The sequence below is a fragment of the Klebsiella sp. V115_8 genome (assembly GCF_029967715.1).
Classification (GTDB): Bacteria; Pseudomonadota; Gammaproteobacteria; order Enterobacterales; family Enterobacteriaceae; genus Klebsiella; species Klebsiella quasipneumoniae.
In genome coordinates this window covers 39,003-59,388 of the sequence record NZ_JASCAR010000032.1, presented here as the reverse complement: position 1 = coordinate 59,388, position 20,386 = coordinate 39,003, and the positions used below count along the sequence as shown (strand labels likewise).

At 57.7% G+C, this 20,386-nt stretch carries 22 protein-coding genes, 1 tRNA gene and 1 pseudogene; 16 read left to right on the top strand and 8 right to left on the bottom strand.

The features are described 5' to 3' along the window. Positions 1 to 23 precede the first annotated feature (23 nt). Both QLG03_RS14545 and QLG03_RS14540 read left to right on the top strand, forming a co-directional pair. Entirely contained in the window at positions 24 to 644 is a 621-nt protein-coding gene (locus QLG03_RS14545; protein WP_023291036.1) for a TIGR04211 family SH3 domain-containing protein, read from the top strand. Positions 645 to 705: 61 nt separating this feature from the next. Continuing rightward, positions 706 to 1,947 carry a multifunctional CCA addition/repair protein gene (locus QLG03_RS14540; RefSeq protein WP_023291037.1) on the top strand — a complete coding sequence of 414 codons (1,242 nt, stop codon included), beginning with the start codon at positions 706 to 708 and terminating at the stop codon, positions 1,945 to 1,947. 11 nt (positions 1,948 to 1,958) lie between these two features. Here the strand turns inward: QLG03_RS14540 and bacA are convergent, their stop codons facing one another. Next, entirely contained in the window at positions 1,959 to 2,780 is an 822-nt protein-coding gene (gene bacA / locus QLG03_RS14535; RefSeq protein ID WP_023291038.1) for an undecaprenyl-diphosphate phosphatase, read from the bottom strand. 198 nt (positions 2,781 to 2,978) lie between these two features. Beyond that, the gene (gene folB / locus QLG03_RS14530; RefSeq protein ID WP_004150923.1) at positions 2,979 to 3,362 is read right to left on the bottom strand and encodes a bifunctional dihydroneopterin aldolase/7,8-dihydroneopterin epimerase; all 384 of its coding nucleotides are present in this window, start codon (positions 3,360 to 3,362) and stop codon (positions 2,979 to 2,981) included. Positions 3,363 to 3,469: 107 nt separating this feature from the next. On the opposite strand from folB, the gene plsY reads away from it, so the two are divergent. Both plsY and QLG03_RS25320 read left to right on the top strand, forming a co-directional pair. Beyond that, positions 3,470 to 4,087 carry a glycerol-3-phosphate 1-O-acyltransferase PlsY gene (gene plsY, locus QLG03_RS14525; RefSeq protein WP_004205257.1) on the top strand — a complete coding sequence of 206 codons (618 nt, stop codon included), beginning with the start codon at positions 3,470 to 3,472 and terminating at the stop codon, positions 4,085 to 4,087. Positions 4,088 to 4,236: 149 nt separating this feature from the next. After that, positions 4,237 to 4,338: pseudogene (locus tag QLG03_RS25320) on the top strand (hypothetical protein); the annotation flags it as partial. Positions 4,339 to 4,348: 10 nt separating this feature from the next. Here QLG03_RS25320 and QLG03_RS14515 read toward each other — a convergent pair. Next, a complete protein-coding gene (locus tag QLG03_RS14515) occupies positions 4,349 to 4,495 on the bottom strand; it encodes a hypothetical protein (protein ID WP_032428993.1) in 147 nt (48 codons plus the stop codon). Between QLG03_RS14515 and QLG03_RS14510 the strand changes: the two genes are divergently transcribed. From QLG03_RS14510 to QLG03_RS14475, 8 genes are all read left to right on the top strand, one after another. Further along, complete coding sequence (locus QLG03_RS14510; RefSeq protein WP_072420625.1) at positions 4,485 to 5,309, top strand: urease accessory protein UreD; 825 nt, start codon at positions 4,485 to 4,487, stop codon at positions 5,307 to 5,309. The genes QLG03_RS14515 and QLG03_RS14510 overlap by 11 nt on opposite strands. Positions 5,310 to 5,318: 9 nt before the next feature. Then, complete coding sequence (locus QLG03_RS14505) at positions 5,319 to 5,621, top strand: urease subunit gamma (RefSeq protein WP_255894095.1); 303 nt, start codon at positions 5,319 to 5,321, stop codon at positions 5,619 to 5,621. A 9-nt stretch (positions 5,622 to 5,630) separates the two neighbouring features. Further along, a complete protein-coding gene (locus QLG03_RS14500; RefSeq protein ID WP_023291040.1) occupies positions 5,631 to 5,951 on the top strand; it encodes an urease subunit beta in 321 nt (106 codons plus the stop codon). After that, positions 5,944 to 7,647, top strand: coding sequence for an urease subunit alpha (ureC, locus tag QLG03_RS14495; protein WP_023291041.1), 1,704 nt, complete (start codon positions 5,944 to 5,946; stop codon positions 7,645 to 7,647). The genes QLG03_RS14500 and ureC overlap by 8 nt, the downstream gene beginning before the upstream one ends. 9 nt (positions 7,648 to 7,656) lie before the next feature. Beyond that, positions 7,657 to 8,133 carry an urease accessory protein UreE gene (gene ureE / locus QLG03_RS14490; RefSeq protein WP_017899736.1) on the top strand — a complete coding sequence of 159 codons (477 nt, stop codon included), beginning with the start codon at positions 7,657 to 7,659 and terminating at the stop codon, positions 8,131 to 8,133. 1 nt (position 8,134) lies between these two features. Further along, a complete protein-coding gene (locus QLG03_RS14485) occupies positions 8,135 to 8,809 on the top strand; it encodes an urease accessory protein UreF (RefSeq protein WP_032428994.1) in 675 nt (224 codons plus the stop codon). Between the two features lie 8 nt (positions 8,810 to 8,817). Further along, positions 8,818 to 9,435 carry an urease accessory protein UreG gene (gene ureG / locus QLG03_RS14480; protein WP_255988824.1) on the top strand — a complete coding sequence of 206 codons (618 nt, stop codon included), beginning with the start codon at positions 8,818 to 8,820 and terminating at the stop codon, positions 9,433 to 9,435. Between the two features lie 152 nt (positions 9,436 to 9,587). After that, positions 9,588 to 11,195 carry a cytosine permease gene (locus QLG03_RS14475; protein WP_023291044.1) on the top strand — a complete coding sequence of 536 codons (1,608 nt, stop codon included), beginning with the start codon at positions 9,588 to 9,590 and terminating at the stop codon, positions 11,193 to 11,195. A 44-nt stretch (positions 11,196 to 11,239) separates the two neighbouring features. Here QLG03_RS14475 and tsaD read toward each other — a convergent pair whose 3' ends face one another. Next, a complete protein-coding gene (gene tsaD, locus QLG03_RS14470; RefSeq protein ID WP_002916879.1) occupies positions 11,240 to 12,253 on the bottom strand; it encodes a tRNA (adenosine(37)-N6)-threonylcarbamoyltransferase complex transferase subunit TsaD in 1,014 nt (337 codons plus the stop codon). Between the two features lie 237 nt (positions 12,254 to 12,490). Between tsaD and rpsU the strand changes: the two genes are divergently transcribed. The 3 genes from rpsU (at position 12,491) to rpoD (ending at position 16,624) form a co-directional block, all read left to right on the top strand. After that, a complete protein-coding gene (rpsU, locus tag QLG03_RS14465) occupies positions 12,491 to 12,706 on the top strand; it encodes a 30S ribosomal protein S21 (protein WP_001144069.1) in 216 nt (71 codons plus the stop codon). Between the two features lie 111 nt (positions 12,707 to 12,817). Then, entirely contained in the window at positions 12,818 to 14,563 is a 1,746-nt protein-coding gene (gene dnaG, locus QLG03_RS14460; protein WP_255988825.1) for a DNA primase, read from the top strand. 219 nt (positions 14,564 to 14,782) lie between these two features. Further along, positions 14,783 to 16,624, top strand: coding sequence for an RNA polymerase sigma factor RpoD (gene rpoD / locus QLG03_RS14455; protein ID WP_004174339.1), 1,842 nt, complete (start codon positions 14,783 to 14,785; stop codon positions 16,622 to 16,624). 86 nt (positions 16,625 to 16,710) lie between these two features. On the opposite strand, the gene mug is transcribed toward rpoD, so the two are convergent. Beyond that, positions 16,711 to 17,217, bottom strand: a complete 507-nt coding sequence (gene mug, locus QLG03_RS14450; protein WP_002917636.1) for a G/U mismatch-specific DNA glycosylase — start codon at positions 17,215 to 17,217, stop codon at positions 16,711 to 16,713. Between the two features lie 124 nt (positions 17,218 to 17,341). Here mug and QLG03_RS14445 point away from each other — a divergent pair. Continuing rightward, positions 17,342 to 17,417: transfer RNA gene (locus QLG03_RS14445), tRNA-Ile, on the top strand. A gap of 160 nt (positions 17,418 to 17,577) precedes the next feature. On the opposite strand, the gene QLG03_RS14440 is transcribed toward QLG03_RS14445, so the two are convergent. From QLG03_RS14440 to QLG03_RS14430, 3 genes are read right to left on the bottom strand one after another with little or no spacing between them, the layout of a single operon-like run. Beyond that, positions 17,578 to 18,150 carry a GNAT family N-acetyltransferase gene (locus QLG03_RS14440; RefSeq protein WP_064155335.1) on the bottom strand — a complete coding sequence of 191 codons (573 nt, stop codon included), beginning with the start codon at positions 18,148 to 18,150 and terminating at the stop codon, positions 17,578 to 17,580. Between the two features lies 1 nt (position 18,151). Next, entirely contained in the window at positions 18,152 to 18,964 is an 813-nt protein-coding gene (locus tag QLG03_RS14435) for a TSUP family transporter (protein WP_023291046.1), read from the bottom strand. Positions 18,965 to 18,975: 11 nt separating this feature from the next. After that, positions 18,976 to 19,896 carry a TauD/TfdA family dioxygenase gene (locus tag QLG03_RS14430; protein ID WP_050533727.1) on the bottom strand — a complete coding sequence of 307 codons (921 nt, stop codon included), beginning with the start codon at positions 19,894 to 19,896 and terminating at the stop codon, positions 18,976 to 18,978. Positions 19,897 to 20,386: the final 490 nt, after the last annotated feature.

Below are 20,386 nucleotides of genomic sequence, written 5' to 3'. Positions count from 1 at the left end.
TTTTATGACCAAACGATGACCTGATGCCAAAATTACGCCTGATTACTTTTACTTTGCTCGCGCTTAGCGCCGCCACGGCGGTTCACGCAGAAGAAAAGCGCTACGTTTCCGATGAGCTGAACACCTGGGTTCGCAGCGGCCCGGGCGATAATTATCGTCTGGTCGGCACCATCAACGCCGGGGAAGAAGTGTCGGTGCTGCAAACCAACGACAGCACCAGTTACGCGCAGATCCGCGACGCGAATGGGCGTACCGCCTGGATCCCGCTGAAAGAGCTGAGCAACGAGCCCAGCCTGCGCACCCGCGTCCCGGATCTGGAAAACCAGGTCAAAACGCTGACCGATAAGCTGAATAATATCGACGCCACCTGGAACCAGCGCACGGCGGATATGCAGAAGAAAGTCGCCGGCAGCGACAGCGTGATCAACGCGTTGAAAGACGAGAACCAAAAGTTGAAAAACGAGCTGGTTGTCGCGCAGAAGAAGGTGAATGCGGCGAATCTGCAGCTTGATGATAAACAGCGCACCATTATCATGCAGTGGTTTATGTACGGCGGCGGCGTGCTGGGCGTCGGTTTGCTGCTGGGTCTGGTGCTGCCGCATCTGGTGCCAAGCCGCAAACGTAAAGACCGGTGGATGAACTAATTCGTCTTCTCTGCCAGACTTACGTATCATCTTGCGAAAAACAGATACGGGAGAATCAGGCGTGAAGAGTTATCTGGTCGGTGGTGCGGTGCGCGACGCGCTGTTAGGACTGCCGGTCAAAGACCGAGACTGGGTGGTGGTGGGCGCCACCCCGCAACAGATGCTTGACGCGGGCTATCAGCAGGTAGGCCGCGACTTTCCCGTGTTCCTTCATCCGCAAAGCCGGGAAGAGTATGCCCTGGCCCGCACCGAGCGCAAATCCGGCGCAGGCTATACCGGTTTTACCTGCTATGCCGCCCCGGACGTCACTCTTGAGGCGGATCTGCTGCGCCGCGACCTGACGGTCAACGCCCTCGCCCAGGATGCCGACGGCACGATTATCGACCCCTACGGCGGACAAAACGATCTCCGCCAGCGCCTGCTGCGCCATGTCTCTCCCGCCTTTAGCGAAGACCCGCTGCGCGTGCTGCGCGTGGCGCGCTTTGCCGCCCGCTATGCCCATCTCGGTTTTCGCATCGCCGAAGAGACCCAGACCCTGATGGCCGCCATGGTTGAGGCTGGCGAACTGGCCCATTTAACGCCGGAGCGGGTGTGGAAAGAGACGGAAAGCGCGTTGACCACCCGCAACCCGCAGGTCTTTTTCCAGACGCTGCGCGACTGCCAGGCCCTCAAGGTGCTGTTCCCGGAGATTGACGCCCTGTACGGCGTGCCGGCCCCGGCCAAATGGCACCCGGAAATCGATACCGGCCTGCACACCCTGATGACCGTCACGATGGCCGCGATGCTATCGCCGGACGTCGAGGTGCGCTTCGCCACCCTGTGCCATGACCTCGGCAAAGGGCTGACGCCGAAAGCGCTCTGGCCGCGTCACCACGGCCATGGCCCGGCGGGGGTCAAGCTGGTGGAGCAGCTCTGCGCGCGTCTGCGGGTGCCGAACGATATCCGCGATCTCGCGAAACTGGTGGCGGAGTACCATGATCTGATCCACACCCTGCCGATCCTGCAGCCAAAAACCCTCGTCAAACTTTTCGACAGCATTGACGCCTGGCGTAAACCGCAGCGCGTGCAACAGATCGCCCTCACCAGCGAAGCCGACGTCCGCGGGCGCACCGGCTTTGAGGCCAGCGATTATCCGCAGGGGCGCCTGCTGCTGGAGGCCTGGGAAGTGGCGCAGTCGGTCTCCACCAAAGAGGTGGTAGCGGCGGGCTTTAAAGGGGCGGAAATTCGCGAGGAGCTGACGCGGCGGAGAATTGCGGCGGTGGCGCAGTGGAAGGAACAGCGTTGCCCCCAGCCGCAAGGCTGAGGGCGCAGGCCTTAGAAAAAGACCACGTAAACCGCTGCCGCGACGATAAAGCGGTAGATAGCGAACGGAATGAACGAGATCCGTTTGATCAGCTGCAGGAAGGTTTTAATCGCAATCAGCGCCACGATAAACGCCATCACGAAGCCGACGGCAAACATCGGAACATCGCCCATGTTGAGGAAGCCGATGCTCTTGTAGACGTCCAGCACCGTGGCGCCCATCATCATCGGTACCGCCAGCAGGAATGAGAACTCCGACGCCGCGTAGCGGCTGACGCCCATCAGCATGCCGCCGGAGATGGTCGCCCCTGAGCGGGAAAAGCCCGGCCACAGCGCCAGGCACTGGAAGCAGCCGATAACGAATGCCTGACGATAGGTCATATCGTCAATCCCGACCGCGCGCGGCTGTTTCGGCTTCAGCACTTCCGCCGCAATTAACAGCACACCGCCGACAATCAGGGCGTACATCACATTTACCGGGTTAAACAAGGACTTAATGGTGTCGTGGAAAATAAGCCCCATCACCACCGCGGGGATCATACCGAGAAGGATATGGATAAGCGATAAGCGACCGCTGCCCTTGCCTTCATGCGCCGGCGGCTTGCCGAAATGGATGCCGATCAGGCCGAACAGGCGACGCCAGAACATCACCACCACGGCGAGTATCGAGCCTAGCTGAATAACCACTTCAAAGGTATTTGCCGTATCACCTTCAAACCCCAGCAGGTGACCAACAATAATCATATGACCGGTACTAGAAACAGGTAAAAATTCTGTCAACCCCTCAACCACACCCAATATTGCCGCCACCAGCAGCGAGTGTATATCGCTCATCCAATTAAACCCTTTAAAAAAGTAAAATGAAAAAAACCAGGAACACGGTATCGTTCAACAGGCATAACCCGGCTGCCAGAGGGCGCGCAATCCGCAGCATACACGGCGTACACAAGGATTCACCTGCCGTTCTGGTAGGAGATCGCCAGTAAAATTGCCTGATGACCGGATGCTATGACCGGTATAAACGCAATTTGTTTAACAAGTATGACCTGAAAAGTTTTGTTTCAGATTAAGGCCACGTTCAATAATCACCCCGACGTTTGCCGCGCGAGCCACGGCGCCAGGTTTGCTGACTTTAATGCGCACCCATGGCGACTGGAATGTCTCCAGCAGCAGGTCGGCCACCTCTTCCGCCACCCGCTCCACTAACGCGAATTTTCCCCCCTCAACATGCGCGATGACGCGCTCGCTGATATCAGCATAGCTAAGGCAATCGCTGACATCATCGCTGGCGGCCGCCTTGCGGTTATCCCATGCAATTTCGATATCGAACACCAGCTTCTGTTCAATGGTTTGTTCCCAGTCATAAACACCAATGGTGGTGATTACCGAAAGTTGCTCTATAAATACAATATCCATCACGCCCTGCCTGCTTTTTAGCTAAACCGGATACCACTTCCGGCGAATTATGCGTATTATCCACAGATGCAGAGAATACAACGACATTTTCAAAACGGAACAGCGTTATGAGTGCAATCGCGCCTGGACTGGTACTCCTCGCCTACCTCTGCGGCTCCATTTCCAGCGCCATTCTGGTATGTCGCCTTGCTGGCCTGCCCGACCCACGCGACAGCGGCTCAGGCAACCCCGGGGCCACTAACGTACTACGAATCGGCGGAAAAGGGGCGGCCGTAGCGGTACTTATTTTTGATGTGCTGAAGGGCATGTTGCCGGTATGGGGCGCCTGGGCGCTGGGCCTGACGCCGTTCTGGCTGGGTTTAGTGGCGATTGCCGCCTGCGTGGGCCACATCTGGCCAGTCTTCTTTCATTTCCGCGGCGGTAAAGGCGTCGCCACGGCCTTCGGCGCTATCGCCCCCATCGGCCTCGACCTGACCGGCGTGATGGCCGGGACCTGGCTGCTGACCATCCTGCTCAGCGGTTACTCTTCCCTTGGCGCTATCGTCAGCGCGCTGATCGCTCCGTTCTACGTCTGGTGGTTCAAACCGCAGTACACCTTCCCGGTGTCGATGCTCTCCTGCCTGATCCTGCTGCGCCATCACGACAACATTCAGCGTCTGTGGCGCCGCCAGGAGAGCAAAATCTGGACGCGGGTGAAGAAGAAAAAAACGCCAGAAGAGAAGTAATCTCCCCTCCCGGCCACCCCAGCCGGAGGGATCCCCGGTTCTATTTAGCGGTCTCACCCGCTCTTTCGCCTTACGTCATCATGATTGGCGATCATCGCCACATCCCCCTTTTGTAACAATGCGTTAGCGGCGACCCACAGCAAAATTCCCGCCAGCGACCGGCGGCGCGGCGTGAACCGCGCTGACGCCTTTTCCGCCGCGGCCAGGCAACGGTTCAGGATATTGACGGCAATGATTATCCGGGTGAATAATCCGGAGCGGTTATGCCGCTTTCCCCTCGCGCCCGATGCGACGCTCCGGGTAACAGATGACATAAGCGTTTCGTATGACCGGGATAATCTCCCGCCGATCAATACTCATTGCTGCTGTTTTATCTTGATTTTGCAGGGGCGCAACATTGCACGGCACCGTGTTACCACCACTCAAAAAAGGCTGGCAGGCCACGCTGGATCTGCGCTTTCAGCAGGCCGGCGGCAAGACCGTTCTCGCCAGCGCCCAACACGTCGGCCCGCTGACCGTCCAGCGCCCGTTTTACCCGGAAGAAGAGACCTGTCATCTCTATCTGCTTCACCCCCCCGGCGGCATCGTCGGCGGTGATGAGCTGACGATTAGCGCCCACCTTGATCCCGGCTGCCATACCCTGATAACCATGCCTGGCGCCAGCAAGTTTTACCGCAGCAGCGGCGCGCAAGCGCTTTTGCGCCAGCGGTTGACCCTCGCCCCGCAGGCGACCCTGGAGTGGCTCCCGCAGGATGCCATCTTCTTTCCCGGGGCGAACGCCCGGCTGTCCACCACCTTTCACCTTTGTGCCTCCAGCACGCTGCTGGCCTGGGATCTGCTCTGCCTTGGCCGCCCGGTGATTGGCGAAACCTTCAGCCACGGCACCCTCAGCAACCGGCTGGAGGTATGGGTGGACGATGAGCCGCTGCTGGTCGAGCGCCTGCACCTGCAGGAGGGAGAGCTGTCCAGCGTCGCCGGACGCCCCTGGGTCGGCACGCTGCTGTGCTATCCGGCAACCGATGCCCTGCTCGACGGGGTGCGCGACGCGCTGGCGCCGCTCGGCCTCTACGCCGGCGCCAGCCTGACCGACCGCCTGCTGACGGTGCGCTTCCTCAGTGACGATAATCTGGTTTGCCAGCAGGTGATGCGCGACGTCTGGCAGTTTCTGCGCCCTCATCTCACCGGCAAATCCCCCGTACTTCCCCGAATCTGGCTGACTTAAGAGAACGTTATGGAACTGACCCCCCGAGAAAAAGACAAGCTGTTGCTGTTTACCGCCGCGCTGGTGGCGGAACGCCGCCTGGCCCGCGGACTGAAGCTCAACTATCCGGAGTCCGTGGCCCTGATCAGCGCCTTTATTATGGAAGGCGCCCGCGACGGCAAAAGCGTGGCCTCGCTGATGGAGGAAGGCCGTCACGTCCTGAACCGCGAGCAGGTGATGGAGGGCGTCCCGGAAATGATCCCGGATATCCAGGTCGAAGCCACCTTCCCGGACGGCTCGAAGCTGGTCACCGTTCACAACCCGATTATCTGAGGTAGCGCCATGATCCCCGGTGAATATCACGTTAAGCCCGGCCAGATAGCCCTCAACACCGGCCGGGCGACCTGTCGCGTGGTCGTTGAAAACCACGGCGATCGGCCGATTCAGGTCGGTTCGCACTACCATTTCGCCGAGGTCAACCCGGCGCTGAAGTTCAACCGTCAGCAGGCCACCGGCTATCGCCTGAATATCCCGGCCGGCACGGCGGTACGCTTTGAACCTGGCCAGAAACGCGAGGTTGAGCTGGTGGCCTTCGCCGGTCACCGCGCCGTTTTCGGCTTCCGCGGCGAGGTCATGGGCCCTCTGGAGGCAAACGATGAGTAATATTTCACGCCAGGCCTATGCCGACATGTTCGGCCCCACCATCGGCGACAAGGTGCGCCTGGCCGATACCGAGCTGTGGATAGAGGTGGAGGACGATTTGACCACCTACGGGGAAGAGGTCAAATTCGGCGGCGGCAAAGTGATCCGCGACGGGATGGGTCAGGGACAGATGCTGGCCGCCGATTGTGTCGACCTGGTGCTCACCAATGCGCTGATCGTCGATCACTGGGGGATCGTTAAGGCCGATATCGGCGTGAAGGACGGTCGGATCTTCGCCATCGGCAAAGCCGGCAACCCCGACATCCAGCCCAACGTCACCATCCCCATCGGCGCCGCGACGGAAGTGATTGCCGCCGAAGGAAAAATCGTCACCGCCGGCGGGATCGATACCCATATTCACTGGATCTGTCCGCAGCAGGCGGAAGAGGCGCTGGTCTCCGGCGTGACCACCATGGTCGGCGGCGGCACCGGCCCGGCGGCGGGTACCCATGCCACCACCTGCACCCCGGGGCCATGGTATATCTCACGCATGCTGCAGGCGGCCGACAGCCTGCCGGTCAATATCGGCCTGCTGGGCAAGGGCAACGTTTCTCAGCCGGACGCTCTGCGCGAGCAGGTGGCGGCGGGCGTTATTGGCCTGAAGATCCATGAGGACTGGGGCGCCACCCCGGCGGCGATCGACTGCGCGTTAACCGTCGCCGATGAGATGGATATTCAGGTCGCGCTGCACAGCGACACGCTCAATGAGTCCGGTTTTGTGGAAGATACCCTCGCCGCCATCGGCGGGCGCACCATTCACACCTTCCATACCGAAGGGGCCGGCGGCGGCCATGCGCCGGATATCATCACCGCCTGCGCCCACCCGAACATTTTGCCGTCCTCCACCAACCCAACGCTGCCCTACACCCTTAACACCATCGATGAACATCTCGATATGCTGATGGTCTGCCACCATCTGGACCCGGACATCGCCGAGGACGTGGCCTTTGCCGAGTCGCGCATTCGCCGGGAAACCATCGCTGCGGAAGACGTGCTGCACGACCTAGGCGCCTTCTCGCTCACCTCCTCGGATTCGCAGGCCATGGGCCGCGTCGGGGAAGTGGTTCTCCGCACCTGGCAGGTGGCGCACCGCATGAAGGTGCAGCGCGGAGCGCTGGCGGAGGAGACCGGGGATAACGACAACTTCCGCGTGAAGCGCTACATCGCCAAATACACCATCAACCCGGCGCTGACCCACGGCATCGCACACGAAGTCGGCTCCATTGAGGTGGGTAAGCTGGCGGACCTTGTGGTCTGGTCGCCTGCCTTCTTCGGCGTGAAACCGGCCACCGTGATCAAAGGCGGCATGATCGCCATCGCGCCGATGGGCGATATCAATGCCTCAATTCCAACCCCGCAGCCGGTGCACTACCGCCCGATGTTTGGCGCGCTGGGCAGCGCCCGCCATCACTGCCGCCTCACCTTCCTGTCGCAGGCGGCGGCGGACAACGGCGTTGCCGAGCGGCTGAACCTGCGCAGCGCGATCGCCGTGGTGAAAGGCTGCCGTACGGTGCAGAAAGCCGACATGGTGCACAACAGCCTGCAGCCTAACATCACCGTCGACGCGCAGACTTATGAGGTGCGGGTGGATGGCGAACTCATCACCAGCGAGCCGGCAGAGGTTCTGCCGATGGCGCAACGTTATTTTCTGTTTTAAGGAGAGCGGATGCTTTATTTAACTCAACGTCTGGAGACCCCCGCCGCCGCGACCGCCAGCGTTACGCTGCCGATTGATGTTCGCGTCAAAAGCCGGGTAAAAGTCACCCTCAACGATGGCCGGGAAGCCGGCCTGCTGCTGCCCCGCGGGCTGCTGCTGCGCGGCGGCGATGTGCTCAGCAACGAAGACGGCACCGAATTTGTGCAGGTGATTGCCGCTGATGAAGGGGTGTCGGTGGTGCGCTGCGACGATCCGTTTATGCTGGCGAAGGCCTGCTACCACCTCGGCAATCGTCACGTACCGCTGCAGATCATGCCGGGCGAGCTGCGCTACCATCACGATCACGTGCTGGACGATATGCTGCGCCAGTTCGGCCTGACGGTGACCTTTGGCCAGCTGCCGTTCGAGCCGGAAGCCGGCGCTTACGCCAGCGAAAGCCACGGTCATCATCATGCTCATCATGACCACCACGCTCACAGCCACTAGCATGTCGACAGCGGAACAACGTCTGCGGCTGATGCAGCTGGCCAGCAGCAACCTGCCGGTAGGGGGTTACAGCTGGTCCCAGGGGCTGGAGTGGGCTGTGGAAGCCGGCTGGGTGCCGGACGTCGCGGCCTTCGAGCGCTGGCAGCGACGGCAGATGACGGAAGGCTTTTTTACCGTCGACCTGCCGCTGTTCGCCCGCCTGTACCGCGCCTGCGAACAAGGCGATATCGCCGCGGCCCGGCGCTGGACGGCTTATCTGCTGGCCTGCCGGGAGACCCGTGAACTGCGGGAGGAAGAGCGCAACCGCGGCGCGGCGTTTGCCCGCCTGCTTGGCGACTGGCAGCCGGACTGTCCACCGCCGTGGCGCACGCTGTGCCAGCAAAGCCAGCTCGCCGGGATGGCCTGGCTCGGCGTACGCTGGCGCATCGCGCTGCCCGAGATGGCCCTAAGCCTGGGCTACAGCTGGATTGAGAGCGCCGTGATGGCCGGCGTTAAGCTGGTGCCCTTCGGCCAGCAGGCCGCTCAACAGCTGATTTTACGTCTTTGCGACCACTACGCGGCGGCGATGCCCCGCGCGCTGGCCGCGCCGGACGGCGATATCGGTTCGGCCACGCCGCTCGCCGCCATCGCCTCTGCCCGGCATGAAACCCAATACTCCCGATTATTCCGTTCCTAGGAGAAGCCATGAATTCTTATAAACACCCGCTGCGCGTCGGCGTTGGCGGCCCGGTCGGCTCCGGTAAAACCGCCCTGCTGGAAGCGCTGTGCAAAGCGATGCGCGATACCTGGCAGCTGGCGGTGGTCACCAACGACATCTACACCAAAGAAGATCAGCGCATCCTCACTGAAGCGGGCGCGCTGGCGCCTGAACGCATTGTCGGGGTGGAAACCGGCGGCTGCCCGCACACGGCGATCCGTGAAGATGCCTCGATGAACCTCGCCGCGATGGAAGCGCTGAGTGAAAAGTTCGGTAACCTCGACCTTATCTTCGTGGAAAGCGGCGGCGATAACCTGAGCGCCACCTTCAGCCCGGAGCTGGCGGATCTGACCATCTATGTTATCGACGTGGCCGAAGGGGAGAAGATCCCGCGCAAAGGCGGGCCGGGGATCACCAAATCCGATTTTCTGGTGATCAATAAAACCGACCTTGCCCCCTATGTGGGCGCTTCACTGGAGGTGATGGCGAGCGATACCCAGCGTATGCGCGGCGATCGCCCATGGACCTTCACCAACCTGAAGCGTGGCGACGGCCTGAGCACCATTATTGCCTTCCTCGAAGACGAAGGCATGCTCGGCAAATAGGCCTTTTGCACCAGCCGGGCGCAAGCGCGTCCGGATGGTGCAGCCCCTGCCCTCTCTTCTGTCACCCTGCACCACCCTCCCCGCCACGCCTGCCCTGCAATATGGCATAAGGTTTGCTAATTCAAGTCATGCCTAACCATTAAGGAATGACTATGTCATCACTGGATCTCAACCCTGAATTACCCGCGACCGCGCGGACTTCCGGCTCCCGGGAAACCTTAGAAGATTACACCTTACGTTACGCCCCGCTGAGCTTCCGCCGCTGGGGACCGGGCGTCGTCGCGGTCACGGCGCTGGGCGGCATCGCCTATCTGGCGGACTTTTCCATCGGCGCCAGCATCGGTATGGCCTGGGGCACCAGCAACGCCATCTATTCGATCCTGGTGGCGGCGCTGGTGATCTTCCTCACCGGCATTCCGCTGGCGATCACCGCCGCGCGCTACAACATTGACCTTGACCTGATCACCCGCAGCGCCGGCTTCGGCTATTTCGGCTCGGTGATCACCAGCATTATTTTTGCCGGCTTCACCTTTATCTTCTTCGCCCTCGAAGGCTCGATCATGGCCCAGGGGCTGCTGGTGGGCCTCGGGATCCCGCTGTGGATGGGGTATCTGATCGCCACCCTGATGGTGCTCCCGCTGGTGGTCTATGGCATGAAAGCCCTGACCCGCCTGCAGGTGTGGACCACTCCGCTGTGGCTGGTGCTGATGGTGGTGCCGGTGGTGTGGCTGATTGTCAAAGATCCGCAGCTGGTGGACGGCTTCCTGCATTTCGCCGGTAAAAACAGCGCGTCGACGGTGGATATCACCGCCATCATGCTCGGCGCCGGGGTATGCCTGTCGCTGATCATGCAGATTGGCGAGCAAATTGATTACCTGCGCTTTATGCCGCCTAAAACCGCTGAGAACCGTAAAGCCTGGTGGCTGGCGGTCTTTTCCGCCGGCCCGGGCTGGGTGGTGCTAGGCGCGATCAAACAGATTATCGGCGCTTTCCTCGGCTTCTATCTGTTGACCCGTTTCCCGGCGGTACACAATACCGAACCGGTGCAGCAGTTCGTCAGCGTCTTCGATAACCTGGTGCCCGGCTGGCTGGCCCTGACGCTGGCGGTAGTGCTGGTGGTGATCTCGCAGATCAAAATTAACGTCACCAATGCCTATTCCGGCTCGCTGGCGTGGACCAGCGCCTGGACCCGCTCCACCAAACGCTATCCGGGGCGGATTATTTTTGTGGTGGTCAACCTGGCGATTGCCCTGGCGCTGATGGAAGGCGATATGTTCAGCGCCCTGTCGTGGATCCTCGGCTTTTACTCCAACTTCGCCATCGCCTGGGTCGTGGTGGTGGCGACCGACATCACCTTTAATAAAGGCTTGCTCAAGCTGGCGCCGGCGCAGCCGGAGTATCGTCGCGGCATGATCTACAATGTGAACCCGGTGGGCGTAGTCTCCTTTGGCCTGGCCGCCGGGCTGTCGATCTGCGCCTTCTTCGGCCTGCTGGGGGCGACGCTGGCGCCGTTCTCGCCGCTGATTGCGCTGGTCGTCGCCTTTGTCATGACCCCGCTGATGGGGATCCTCACCCGCGGGCGCTACTACATTAAGCAGAGAGATGACGGGATCGCCGAACCGCGCTATGACGCGGCGGGGAACGCCTCGACCACCGTGTATCAATGCGTTAGCTGTGAGGAAGAGTACGAGCGCCCGGACGTGATGCACTCGCATAAGCATCAGGGCGCCATCTGCTCGCTGTGTAAAAGTATGGAGTAGTCAGGAAGGCAGGCCGACGTGACGTCGGCCTGTATCAGGACGCTTTAGGCGGCAGGCAGCTCGGCCAGCGGCCAGCGCGGGCGGACCGTCACGCCGAGCTCGGCTTTGGCGCCGGTTTGCAGACGCACCATGCCGGCGTAGGCGATCATCGCGCCGTTATCGGTACAGAACTCAGGGCGGGCGTAGAACACCTCGCCGCCGCGTTTTTGCATCATCTCCGCCAGCTTCGCCCGCAGGGTGCGGTTGGCGCTCACGCCTCCCGCCATCACCAGACGCTTAAAGCCGGTTTGCTCCAGCGCGCGGCGACATTTAATCATTAGCGTATCGACGACCGCATCCTCAAACGCGCGGGCGATGTCGGCGCGGGTTTGCTCATCGTCGCCGTTGCTGCGAATGGTATTGGCGGCGAAGGTTTTCAGACCGGAGAAGCTGAAGTCCAGCCCCGGACGGTCGGTCATCGGACGCGGGAAGACGAAGCGGCCTTCAGTACCCTGGGACGCCATTTTCGACAGCATCGGCCCGCCGGGATAATCCAGCCCCAGCAGTTTCGCAGTTTTATCAAAGGCTTCGCCCGCCGCATCGTCAATCGACTCGCCCAGCAGCTCGTACTGGCCGATGCCGGTGACGCTGATCAGCTGAGTATGACCGCCGGAGACCAGCAGCGCGACGAACGGGAACGCTGGCGGGTTATCTTCCAGCATCGGCGCCAGCAGGTGCCCTTCCATATGGTGTACCGGAATCGCCGGCACGTTCCAGGCGAAGGCCAGCGACCGGCCCACGGTGGCGCCGACCAGCAGCGCCCCCACCAGGCCAGGACCCGCCGTATAGGCGACGGCATCGATATCTTTCGCCGTCAGACCGGCCTCTTTCAGCGCCGCCTGGATAAGCGGCACCGTTTTGCGCACGTGGTCGCGCGATGCCAGCTCCGGCACCACGCCGCCGTAGTCCGCATGCAGTTTCACCTGACTATACAGTTGGTTGGCTAACAGACCTTGCTGGTCGTCATAAATCGCGATGCCGGTTTCATCGCAGGATGTTTCAATGCCCAGTACACGCATGAGTTGTTTTACCTCGCTTCAATACCGCGCAGTGTAGGTCCAATGACCGGCGATGTAAAACTTTGCTCACCCCTGGTGCTCTCTTCGTGTATACTCCTCACCCTTATAAAAGTCCCTTTCAAAAAAGGCGCCGGTGCTTTACAAAGCAGCAGTAGTTGCAGTAAAATTCCGCACCATTTTGAAATAAGCTGGCATTGCGGCCAGCGGCAAACCGAATTAATCAAAGGTGAGAGGCACATGCCGGTAATTAAAGTACGTGAAAACGAGCCGTTCGACGTAGCTCTGCGTCGCTTCAAGCGTTCCTGCGAAAAAGCAGGTGTTCTGGCGGAAGTTCGTCGTCGTGAGTTCTATGAAAAACCGACTACCGAACGTAAGCGCGCTAAAGCTTCTGCAGTGAAACGTCACGCGAAGAAACTGGCTCGCGAAAACGCACGCCGTACTCGTCTGTACTAATCTGTTGAGAGCGACGCTCTCAATTCAGACCGAGTTGTAGTTGTAAGGCCGTGCTTCCGAAAGGAATGCGCGGCTTATTTTCGTTTATAGTCATCAGAAATAACGGGGCTTATGGCTGGACGAATTCCACGTGTATTTATTAGCGATCTGCTTGCCAGAACCGACATCGTCGATCTGATCGATGCGCGGGTAAAGCTGAAAAAGCAGGGCAAAAATTTTCACGCGTGCTGTCCGTTCCATAACGAAAAAACCCCCTCTTTCACCGTCAACGGTGAAAAACAGTTTTACCACTGCTTCGGCTGCGGGGCGCACGGCAATGCTATCGATTTCCTGATGAACTACGACAAGCTCGAGTTCGTGGAAACGGTCGAAGAGCTGGCCGCCATGCACAACCTCGAAGTGCCTTATGAAGCAGGCAACGGACCCAGCCAGATAGAGCGCCATCAACGGCAGAACCTCTACCAGTTACTGGATGGTCTGAATACGTTTTATCAACAGTCTCTGATGCAGCCCGCCGCCGACCCTGCGCGCCAGTACCTGGCAAAACGGGGGTTAAGCAGCGAGGTGATTACGCGCTTTGCCATCGGCTATGCTCCCCCAGGTTGGGATAACGTTTTAAAACGTTTTGGCGGCAATCAGGAAAACCGCCAGTCGCTTATTGATGCCGGCATGCTGGTCACCAACGATCAGGGACGCAGTTACGATCGCTTCCGCGAACGGGTAATGTTTCCCATCCGCGATAAGCGAGGCCGGGTGATTGGGTTTGGCGGACGGGTGCTGGGCGATGCCCTGCCGAAGTATCTCAACTCCCCGGAAACCGACATATTCCATAAAGGCCGTCAGCTGTATGGCCTGTATGAAGCGCAGCAGGACAACCCCGAACCACCGCGGTTGCTGGTTGTCGAAGGCTATATGGACGTCGTGGCGCTGGCGCAGTACGACATCAACTATGCTGTCGCCTCGCTGGGTACCTCGACCACGGCCGACCATATCCAGCTGCTGTTCCGGGTGACCAAAAACGTCATCTGCTGCTACGACGGCGACCGGGCCGGCCGTGATGCCGCCTGGCGCGCGCTGGAGACGGCGCTGCCGTACATGACCGATGGTCGCCAGCTGCGCTTTATGTTTCTGCCTGACGGCGAAGACCCGGATACGCTGGTGCGTAAAGAGGGCAAAGCGGCGTTCGAGGCGCGGATGGAGCAGGCTCAGCCGCTCTCCACGTTCTTGTTTAACAGTCTGCTGCCGCAGGTCGACCTCAGCACGCCGGACGGGCGCGCGCAGCTGAGCACGCTGGCGCTGCCGCTGATAACCCAGGTGCCGGGCGAAACCCTGCGCATCTATTTGCGTCAGGAGCTGGGCAACAAGCTGGGCATTTTAGATGACGCCCAGCTTGAACGTTTAATGCCAAAACAGGCGGAAAATGGCGCGCCGCGCCCCGCACCACAGCTAAAACGCACGACCATGCGTATACTGATAGGACTGCTGGTGCAAAACCCGGATCTGGCGCCGTTAGTCCCACCGCTGGAGGGGCTGGACTCGCGCAAAATGCCGGGGCTGAGCCTGTTCGGCGAGCTGGTGAAAAGCTGTCTGGCGCAGCCTGGTCTGACAACCGGGCAACTTTTAGAGCAATATCGCGGCACAAAAGAGGCCGCAACCCTTGAAAAACTGTCGATGTGGGACGATATAGCAGATAAAGATATCGCTGAACAAACCTTCACCGACTCGCTCAACCATATGTTTGATTCACTGCTGGAACTGCGACAGGAAGAGTTGATAGCTCGCGATCGCACACACGGTTTAAGCAGTGAGGAACGCCGGGAGCTCTGGACCATCAGCCAGGAGCTGGCGAAGAAATAAATGACAGACTCAGTCATTCACGTTGCATTGATGCAGCAGCAGAACGCAGAGCAACGTGAAGGACACCGTATTTAACGGCTTAAGTGCCGAGTATCGATCGGGAAGCCCCCGACAGCCGCGCAGAGGCGCAGCGGCAATAATATAAGTACGCCCTCGCTTTAAATGTCGACAGCCCGCCTGCCGACACCAATCAAACGAATTAAGTGTGGATACCGTCTTATGGAGCAAAACCCGCAGTCACAGCTGAAGCTTCTTGTCCAACGTGGTAAGGAGCAAGGCTATCTGACCTATGCCGAGGTCAATGACCATCTGCCGGAAGATATCGTCGATTCCGATCAGATCGAAGACATCATCCAAATGATCAACGACATGGGCATTCAGGTGATGGAAGAAGCACCGGATGCCGATGATCTGATGCTTGCCGAAAACACCGCGGATGAAGATGCTGCCGAAGCCGCCGCGCAGGTGCTCTCCAGCGTGGAATCCGAAATCGGGCGCACGACCGACCCGGTGCGCATGTACATGCGTGAAATGGGTACCGTAGAGCTGCTGACCCGTGAAGGCGAAATCGACATCGCCAAACGCATCGAAGACGGCATCAACCAGGTGCAGTGCTCCGTTGCCGAATATCCGGAAGCGATCACCTACCTGCTTGAGCAGTACGACCGCGTTGAAGCGGAAGAAGCCCGTCTATCCGATCTGATCACCGGTTTCGTCGATCCGAACGCCGAAGAAGATATGGCGCCGACCGCCACCCACGTTGGCTCCGAGCTGTCTCAGGAAGAGATGGATGACGACGAAGACGAAGACGAAGATGAAGACGCCGACGACAACAGCGATGACGACAACAGCATCGACCCTGAGCTGGCCCGTGAGAAGTTCGCCGAGCTGCGTACCCAGTACGAGCTGACGCGCGACACCATCAAAGCCAAAGGTCGTAGCCATGCCGCCGCCCAGGAAGAGATCCTGAAGCTGTCTGAAGTCTTCAAGCAGTTCCGCCTGGTGCCGAAGCAGTTCGATTACCTGGTCAACAGCATGCGCAGCATGATGGATCGCGTTCGTACTCAGGAACGTATCATCATGAAGCTGTGCGTTGAGCAGTGCAAAATGCCGAAGAAAAACTTCATCACTCTGTTCACCGGCAACGAAACCAGCGAAACCTGGTTCAACGCCGCGGTGGCGATGAACAAGCCGTGGTCCGAGAAGCTGCTGGAAGTGAAAGAAGACGTGCAGCGCGGCCTGCAGAAGCTGCAGCAGATCGAAGAAGAGACCGGCCTGACCATCGAGCAGGTGAAGGATATCAACCGTCGCATGTCCATCGGTGAAGCGAAAGCCCGCCGGGCGAAGAAAGAGATGGTGGAAGCGAACCTGCGTCTGGTTATCTCGATCGCCAAGAAATACACCAACCGCGGTCTGCAGTTCCTCGACCTGATTCAGGAAGGCAACATCGGTCTGATGAAAGCGGTTGATAAGTTCGAATACCGTCGCGGCTATAAGTTCTCGACCTACGCCACCTGGTGGATCCGTCAGGCCATTACCCGCTCCATCGCGGATCAGGCGCGCACCATCCGTATTCCGGTGCATATGATTGAGACCATCAACAAGCTCAACCGTATCTCCCGTCAGATGCTGCAGGAGATGGGCCGTGAACCGACTCCGGAAGAGCTGGCTGAGCGCATGCTGATGCCGGAAGACAAGATCCGTAAAGTGCTGAAGATCGCCAAAGAGCCTATCTCCATGGAAACGCCGATCGGCGACGATGAAGATTCGCATCTGGGGGATTTCATCGAGGATACCACCCTCGAGCTGCCGCTGGATTCCGCGACCACCGAGAGCCTGCGCGCGGCAACGCACGACGTGCTGGCCGGCCTCACCGCTCGTGAAGCGAAAGTCCTGCGTATGCGTTTCGGTATCGACATGAACACCGACCACACGCTGGAAGAAGTAGGTAAACAGTTCGACGTTACTCGCGAACGTATCCGTCAGATCGAAGCGAAGGCGCTGCGTAAACTGCGCCACCCGAGCCGTTCTGAAGTGCTGCGTAGCTTCCTCGACGATTAATCGTCGCCAGCCGATTAAAAAGCTCCCTGCGGGGAGCTTTTTTTATGGCGTTTCGCTGGTCGCTCGGGGAAAGTCGCCCCTCTCCGCTACTGGCCGCGGGTCGCCAGGGCATCATCCAGTTCACGATAGGCTGCCACCAGCTTATCGAGCGTCGCCCGGTTTAAGCCGCTGGGATTGGGCAGCACCCACACCTGGGTCGTGCCGATGGTCATGGCCTGTTTCCCCCACTTCGCGCCGCGCTGGTTAAAGGCCAGCTCGAAGGCCTGCTTGCCGAGCACCGCCAGCGCCTGCGGCTGATACTCCTCAATCTTCCTCACCAGCTCACGGCCGCCGCTGCGCAGCTCCTGCAGGGCGACCTCGCTGGCCTGCACCGTCGGACGCTCAACCAGCATGGTGATGCCGCAGCGCGTATCCAGCAGCTGCAGCTCCTCTTCCGGCCTGAGCTGTCGGTCGGTAAACCCGGCCTGATGGATGACCTTCCAGAAGCGATTGCCAGGATGGGCAAAATGAAAGCCGGTATGGGCGGAGGACTTCCCCGGGTTGATACCGCAAAAGACAACGCGCAGGCCCGGCGCAAGGATATCGCTAATCATGTTTTCTCCGGCTGTATGGCTAAAACATGATTATAAAGGATTGAAAATGCATTGTTTATAAAAACAGCAGCTGCGCGCTTTACGCTGGATTGCAACCGTCAGTTACTTTATAATCCCTCGCCACGGCCCCTTAGCTCAGTGGTTAGAGCAGGCGACTCATAATCGCTTGGTCGTTGGTTCAAACCCAACAGGGGCCACCAGATATCAAGGGCTTACGTGAAAACGTAGGCCCTTTTCCTTTTCCAGACGCCCCTGAAAAGAGCAGAATTCTGTTAGCCGCCGGCCAAACCTGGACCTTCGCTTATGCCGGCAGGCGCCGAAGACGCCCGCCGGGTCTGCCGCAATGAATCAGCCCACCTCTCAGGAGGTCGGTAACGCCATCATGTGGTACTTATTGCCATTGAAGTGAAAGAAACCGACGTCCTCAAACTGGTTGCGGGTATGAAATGCATACGAGCGCGGGTTCAGCACATTGACAAAGGTAACGATGACGGGATAACGCGGTGCAAACACCTTGCGTTGATACTCAAGCAGCATCTCGCCTACGCCCTGGCCACGATACTCTTCTGCGACACAGATGGGGCCATACTGGTATGAGCTAACCGCATCCAGATTTTTTCCCTGGTAGTGATATTCATTGAGAATACTTGCCATGTATTTAAACATGGGCCAGGGGCTGAGAAATTCCCACGATCCACCAAGCAACAGGCCAATGACCTTGTCGCATGTACTATCAACCGCAATCACCACACCACTTTCGGCTGAACGCAGTTCATTTAACTGCTGCTCCGTCATATCGGTGGTGACAAATCCATTCGCCCGCTGCTCTCCCGCAAGATTTTTTGCGTGATAGCGCTCCAGCAGTTGTTTCACCTCTGGAATGTCAGAGTCTTGCGCCAGCCGCACGACGATATTTTCATTGCCCATTGCCATTTCACACTCCTGTAAAATATTTTACTGAAAGCGTCACCATCATCGCACCCACGGTGACAAAGAGAACTTTACGGATAATTTCACCATTGGTTTTAATGGCATGCAGACTGCCAATGTGATTACCAGCCAGGCTGGCAATAATCATCGGAATGCCGATTAAATAGGCCATCTTACCGGCAATCGCAAAGGCAACAAACGCCCCTATATTGGATGCAAAATTAAAGATTTTGCTGGTCGCGGATGCCTGCAGCAGTCCAAACTTATTAATAACCGTTAAGGCAATGATGAAAAGGCTACCGGTCCCAGGGCCAAAAAAACCATCATAAAAACCCACGATAAAACACACTACAAAGATTGCCAGAAAGTTAGTCCTGGCAGAGTCGTCTACGGACTCTTTAATTTTTCCCTTAATCGTTGCTGCGAGTAAACCAACGGGTAATAGCACCACAATGACGATCGATAAGGTCTCCACAGGCAAAAGTAATATCACCTTCGCGCCCACATAGGCTCCCGCCAGGGCAGAAATTAATCCCGCAGGGATAACGCGCCAGATAACAGACTTATTTTTAACAAAGTTCTTAATGGCAGCGATGGTGCCTATAGTACTGACCAGTTTTTCCTGTCCCAGCGCAAGCTGAGGTGGTAGCCCTGTCAGGATAAAGGCTGGAATTAACACGAGTCCAGCACCGCCCGCAATCGCATCAATATAGCCCGCGATAAATGATGCAATAACCAGTAGGATCACCCCGAGAACAAGGTAATGAGCAATAACGCTTCCCTCAATGAACATTGAGTGATTAACTAAATCTGACATTTTTTGTTCCGTTATAGTGTGCGCAGGTGGTGGAGACAAAGTGAAGAATCGACAAGCTGCGTATCAGTTGGTCTGTGTTTCATAGCAAAAACCCGCAATAACCACCTGTCCGTGCCATCAAAACGAGGTTCAAAAGCATTTCTGGTATGCATTGTTCTTTGGTTTAAAAAAGTCACTGCATAGCCTGGCTCCAGCGGAACATTGAACCACAGGTCATGTTCCAGGGTGATAAATCGCATTTTTTCCAGCGCGGCTTCGGCTTCGAGAGTCATACCTTGAGTATTGTGCCAGTCAAATCGTGAATACCAGACACCGTTGTCGCTCACAATAATCGGCACCTTCTCAATACTGGATCCCTCTGTAAAGCTGGCTGGCCGTTTAATCCTGAAAGCGGGGCTGGCAAGAATAGCGATATCCTTATCAGAAAGCCTCTTCAGAATCTGATCCAGTTTTAACAGACTGGTGTGAACGCCTTCCTCTTTCCTGAGACACAACAAACTCAGAGTGTCAGGACAGCCGCCAAGTCGGTTAGACGGCGTCTCGCCGGTAATGTACAGATCGGGATTATCGACATGCGGGTAAAAGTCATACTTAGCCCCCTGAGAACTTATTTTCTCTTCTGCCTGGAGCATCGGGCAGACATGCCTTATAAGATGTCCGTTATTTTCGCCCTGATAGACGACGGGCCATAGGCCGGCCTGAAAATGTGCAGAAAGATAAGCGCCATGTAACGCTGCATTTTTTGACTCGACATAATCAGCATAAGAGGGAACAACGGGGGTTTGAGTGATTTCTTGTGCATCAAAGTGTGGCAATTTCCATATTACATAACAGTCCTCTTCAAGCCTTTTCCTGAATTCGTCTGTTGGTATGGGAAGCGCATCTTTGATACGGTCGGCGATTGATAGAATAATTCCATTCTTCATAAACATACCCTGTCCTGAAGCTACCAGTATAATAAGATTTATTTCACTATTTCTCTGAATTGTTCATTCAGATATTTCCATTTCATTCTAAATAGTGCGGTTAATTTATAACGCAGATTTATTAATCCCTTCAAGGTAGCGGATAAAATCCAGACGATCTTTCTATCTTTAGCGCTGACTACAAACCTTTAAATTTTAATCACATAATTTTTACAAAATATTATCCTGTGAACCATTAGCTGAATCAGTTCAGCTAAACACTGTCAATGTTTCATTAATAACAAATAGAAATAAGATATATCAATATTAGCAACACTACTGGATACGACGTTTCTCAAGTCAGGTCAGCGATGCGGGCAACTGCGCATTCCTATCCCTGCTGCCCTCAGGATCGTTCATGTCGAACGGCCCGACTTTACGGTAGCGTTCGATTGGTCGACCATCAGGGCGTGGCGCGATATCGGTATCCCCATAGACCGGTTATGTTGTCAGGGAT